This window comes from Marivirga sp. (assembly GCF_051117495.1).
Lineage (GTDB): Bacteria > Bacteroidota > Bacteroidia > Cytophagales > Cyclobacteriaceae > Marivirga.
Genome location: NZ_JBNPEF010000035.1, coordinates 1 through 4,864, shown reverse-complemented (window position 1 = coordinate 4,864; position 4,864 = coordinate 1). Strand labels below are relative to the sequence as shown.

At 36.0% G+C, this 4,864-nt stretch carries 4 protein-coding genes; 2 read left to right on the top strand and 2 right to left on the bottom strand.

Going from position 1 to position 4,864, the window contains the following annotated elements:
• Both ACFE0M_RS17450 and gldD read right to left on the bottom strand, forming a co-directional pair.
• The coding region (locus tag ACFE0M_RS17450; protein WP_434547075.1) for an OB-fold nucleic acid binding domain-containing protein at positions 1 to 389 on the bottom strand (389 nt) is incomplete at its 3' end.
• Between the two features lies 1 nt (position 390).
• On the bottom strand, positions 391 to 972 hold the full coding sequence (gldD, locus tag ACFE0M_RS17445) for a gliding motility lipoprotein GldD (protein WP_434547074.1): 582 nt from the start codon (positions 970 to 972) through the stop codon (positions 391 to 393).
• Between the two features lie 174 nt (positions 973 to 1,146).
• On the opposite strand from gldD, the gene ACFE0M_RS17440 reads away from it, so the two are divergent.
• Positions 1,147 to 2,559: an aldehyde dehydrogenase family protein gene (locus tag ACFE0M_RS17440; protein WP_434547073.1), complete on the top strand. Its 1,413-nt coding sequence runs from the start codon at positions 1,147 to 1,149 to the stop codon at positions 2,557 to 2,559.
• Positions 2,560 to 2,673: 114 nt separating this feature from the next.
• A complete protein-coding gene (locus ACFE0M_RS17435) occupies positions 2,674 to 4,845 on the top strand; it encodes a bifunctional alpha,alpha-trehalose-phosphate synthase (UDP-forming)/trehalose-phosphatase (RefSeq protein ID WP_434547072.1) in 2,172 nt (723 codons plus the stop codon).
• Positions 4,846 to 4,864: the final 19 nt, after the last annotated feature.

The following is a 4,864-nucleotide window of genomic DNA, read 5'->3' as shown; positions in this document are numbered from 1 at the left end:
GCCATACTAAATTTACTTCCATATCGGTTTGGCTGTCCAAAAACTACATATTCAACACCTGACTTTAATTTGGGGCTAATCCAGTTGATACCACTAAACCATACGAGTTCCATGGTGCCGGTTTCATCGGCAAATTGCACCACCAATCTTTGCTTTCTACCAGCGCCCGCTAATTGCTTTGAGCGTATTTGTCCTTTTATCTGTACATTTGACATCTGCTGATGCAGATCTCTGATTTTGTAAAATTTGGTTCTGTCTTCGTAACGAAATGGATAATGCTGCAATAAATCAGCATAGGTGAAAATCTGTAATTCTTTATTAAGTAAGCTGGCTTTTTGCGGTCCAACTCCTTTTAAGAATTCTATAGGTGTTTTAAAGAATGAAGCCATCCTATTTCCACTCTAAAGTATTTAAACTGTGGACGATATCCTTTTTAACATATTCAATTACTGGTGCAAGGGAATCATTTTCAGTAGCCGTACGGAAATATAATGCCCCTCTCAAAAAATGTGTGGTAGAATCTGTAGTATAAAACTGAAACTGGCTGGGTACATCTCCTTTTAATTCTGCCAAAGAAACTTTCTTGCCATTTGGCGTAATCATGATGGTCTCTTGAATTGAACTGGCCTTGATTTGATGTTTAGTAGTCAGCTTATAAGCATCATCTATATTGGAGCGTAAAGAATCACGGTTATTATGTATGGGCTTGTATGTGAAATGAATTTCAGCAATAAATTCAGGATAAAACAAAGCAAACCAATAGCGCTCTCTTATATAAGAAGAATCAGGCAGAATTTTAGCGTGAGCCGAATACTCAAAGCTAAATGGAAATGAGTCCGGCAAGGCTATATATTCATGATTAGGTAAATCTATTCTATTAAACCCTTTAGGTTTAGGGTAATAGTCAGGCTCGCAAGCCATAAATAAAATGGAGACGATAATAAAAAAACCTAAAATTTTAAGAAAATCCATATTACAAAGTTAATGGGATAAATTAATCAAGCTTTCAGAATTTAAAAAAGTTTTGAACTTGTTATAAATTGAATTCCAATTTCAGATAATTAAAGTTCTTTATCGTATATTGAAATACGAGAACAACCAATCAGTTTATATTGGATTTATTGTGGTAGAAAGTTAATTTAAAATATGGATAATACATTAGAAATAAAAAACACTTCTCTAGAAAAACAAAAGGCAATATTTAATACTCAGAAAGAATTTTTCAATAGCCAAAAAACAAAGGAATATCAATTCCGGAAATCGCAATTACTGAAGCTGAAATCTTTAATAAAGGAAAATGAGCAAGCCATAATGGATGCATTAGCGAAGGATTTCGGTAAGCCTCCTTTCGAAAGTTATGTGACGGAAATAGGGTTTTTATATGATGAAATAAATTTCACACTCAAGAATCTTAAAAAATGGATGAGGCCTAAAAAAGTAAGCACATCCCTCGTTCATTTTCCATCCAAAAGTAAAATAATTTTTGAACCTAAAGGGGTTACCCTAATTATTGGTCCATGGAACTATCCTTTCCAGTTGCTTTTGGCTCCTGTTATCGCTGCCATTTCTGCCGGTAATACATGTATGATAAAACCACCAGAAGAAACCCCGCATATTTCGCAATTAGTTCATGATCTAATCAGTAAGAATTTTAATGAAGAGTTCTTAGCGGTTGTTATGGGAGAGGGAAGAGTGGTAGTACCAGAGTTAATGGAAAACAACCGATTCGACCATGTTTTTTTCACAGGAAGTGTGCCTGTAGGAAGAATAATTGCTCAATTGGCAGCTCCTCAATTAGTACCTGTAACTCTGGAATTGGGTGGTAAATCTCCTGCAATTATAGATGCGAAAACCAATTTAACGGTTGCGGCAAGAAGAATAGCTTTTGGGAAGTTAATCAATTCAGGGCAAACATGTGTAGCCCCAGACTACCTACTAGTTCATGAAAAAGTAAAAGAAGATTTTTTGGATGAGCTTCGAGCCACTATTATGGATTTTTACGGAATTTCCCCAACTGAAAGCAATGATCTCACCCAAATTGTCAATCAAAAGCGCTATGAGACTTTAAAATCATACCTTAAAGAAGGTAAAGTGGTTTTTGGGGGTGCTTTTGATGATGAGAAAAGAAAAATAGAGCCTACTCTTGTGGAAGGGATTACAGAAAACGATAAAATGTTTCAAGAGGAAATATTTGGACCAATTCTGCCAATCTTTACGTATTCCAAAAATGAAGAGGCTTTGGAAATTATCCGAAAAAATCCTGACCCGTTGGCTTTTTATCTGTTCACTTCTGATGCCAAAACCGAAAAATTCTTTTTAGGCAGAGTTCGATTTGGTGGCGGGGCAATCAACAACACTATTGTACACCTGGCAAATCCCGAATTACCTTTTGGTGGAGTGGGAAATAGCGGAAGTGGAAATTATCATGGAAAATCAGGATTTATGGCTTTTTCACACGAAAAATCCATACTAAAATCAGGAACTTGGTTCGATTTAAGGAAAAAATACCCTCCTTTTGATAAAAATAGTATGAAAATGATAAAATTCTTGATGAAGTGATTCAATATGATATTGTTAAAATTTCCTAAAATGTGAAATTTCCTCTAAATCAATCTTAATTCTCTTATGAATTAAAAGGCATATCATTTAAATTGAATGTCAAACTATTACACAATGGCAAAAACTATCATAGTATCGAATCGACTACCCATCAGAATTGAGAAAGAAGATGGTAAAAAAGTATATAAAACTAGTGAAGGAGGATTAGCCACAGGCTTAGGCTCCATTTATAAGGAAGGAAACAATATTTGGATTGGTTGGCCCGGTATTTCATTGAGTCATGAAGAGGAAGAAGAGGTTGAAAAAGAGTTGATAAATCGCAATATGCGACCGGTTTTTCTTACGGAACATGATGTGGAAGAATTTTATTTAGGCTTTAGCAATCAGACTTTATGGCCTGCATTCCACTATTTTATACACCACATGCGTTTTAAAGATGAGGAGTGGGAAGCCTATTATAATGCCAACAGAAAATTTGCGGATGCCATTTCAAAATGGTTAGAGCCGGATGATATTATTTGGGTTCACGATTATCAGCTGATGTTAGTGCCCAATATGCTGAGGAAGCAATTCCCAAATGTGACCATTGGCTTTTTCCAGCATATTCCTTTTCCTTCTTATGAAGTTTTCAGAATGATTCCTTGGAGGAAAAAATTATTAAATGGGGTGCTAGGAGCAGATTATATCGGCTTCCATACTTATGACGATATGCGCCATTTCTTAAGTAGTTGTCACCGATTGGCAGGTTACAGCTATGAAAGGAATCAAATTTTAGTAAAAAACCGATTAGTGGAAGCGGATTCTCTCCCAATGGGAATAGATTATGACAAATATTTGGAATCTGCCACCAGTCAATTGGCAAAAGCAAAAGAAATTTCCTACCGAGATTCATTGGGAAAACAAGAACTGATTCTTTCAATGGATCGGTTGGATTATTCTAAAGGCATACCCGGTAGGCTTCAAGCATTTGATCGATTTTTAGAAAAATACCCTGAATATCAAGGCAGAGTGTCTTTATTTCTGATAGTAGTTCCATCGCGAGACCAAGTAGCTAGTTATAAAGCATTAAAGGAAAAAGTTGAATTTTTGGTAGGACATGTTAATGGTAAATACGGAACCATCAATTATGTCCCTGTACATTTCTTCTATAGAAGTTTTCCATTAGACGACTTATCGGCTTTTTACAGAATGTGTAAAATTGCCATGATTACACCTAAAAGGGACGGAATGAATTTGGTATGTAAAGAATTTATAGCCAGCCGTGAAAATGAAGACGGGGTATTAATTCTGAGTGAAATGGCAGGTGCATCCAAAGAGCTTTCTGATGCAATACTGGTAAATCCGAATGATGAAAACGAAATGGTAGAAGCCATCAAACGCGCTTTGGAAATGCCATTGGCCGAGCAAAAACGCAGGATGAAGATCATGCAAAAGACGGTGAAGAAATATACCATCTTTCAATGGGTAGATTTATTTATGAATAATTTAAAAGACTTAAAAGATCGCCAGCAATCAATGGCTACTAAAAGATTGGATGAAGACCTTAAAAAATCCATCACCAAGGATTTCAAAAAAGCGAAAAACCCTATCATTTTTTTAGATTATGACGGAACGCTAATGCCATTTAATGAAAATCCTGAGGATTGTAATCCAGATGCAGAATTATCTCAAATCCTACACCAATTGGCCGTTAAGGCAAAATTAGTAGTGATAAGTGGGAGGAAAGCTGCAACCTTGGAAGAATGGCTCGATGAATTCAATATTGACCTAATAGCGGAGCATGGCATTAAAACCAAAAGAGCTGGCGCAAAATGGGAGGTCAATGGTGATTTACAGGATGATGGCTGGAAAAAAGAAGCTAGGGATATATTAGAATTTTATATTCAAAGGACCCCTGGTTCATTCTTAGAAGAAAAAGAACACACATTGGTTTGGCATTACAGAAAAGTAGAAAAGGGATTGGGGGATTTGAGGTCGAGTGAATTATCCAGTCACTTGAAGCATTTTATGACTAATAAAGGATTAGATGTAATTGAAGGAGACCATGTAGTGGAAGTGAAACCATCTGTAATCAATAAAGGAAAAGCCGCTATAGAAAGGCTGAAAGGTGAGAAAACCGATTTTGTAATGGCCTTTGGGGATGACAGAACAGATGAAGATACTTTTGAAGCTTTGCCTGATAGTGCGCTCACCGTTAAAGTGGGCAGTGGGTTTTCCTATGCTAAATTTGCAGTTGAAAATAATGAAGAGGTTAGAGCCTTATTACAACAATTTGTGAATGAGTAAGAAAAAGGGATCATTTGTT

What these genes read in the sequence shown, in the direction of transcription:
- ACFE0M_RS17440 (WP_434547073.1), top strand. Translation starts at nt 1,147, where the DNA reads ATGGATAATACATTAGAAATAAAAAACACTTCTCTAGAAAAACAAAAG.
- ACFE0M_RS17435 (WP_434547072.1), top strand. Translation starts at nt 2,674, where the DNA reads ATGGCAAAAACTATCATAGTATCGAATCGACTACCCATCAGAATTGAG.
- gldD (WP_434547074.1), bottom strand. Translation starts at nt 972, where the DNA reads ATGGATTTTCTTAAAATTTTAGGTTTTTTTATTATCGTCTCCATTTTA.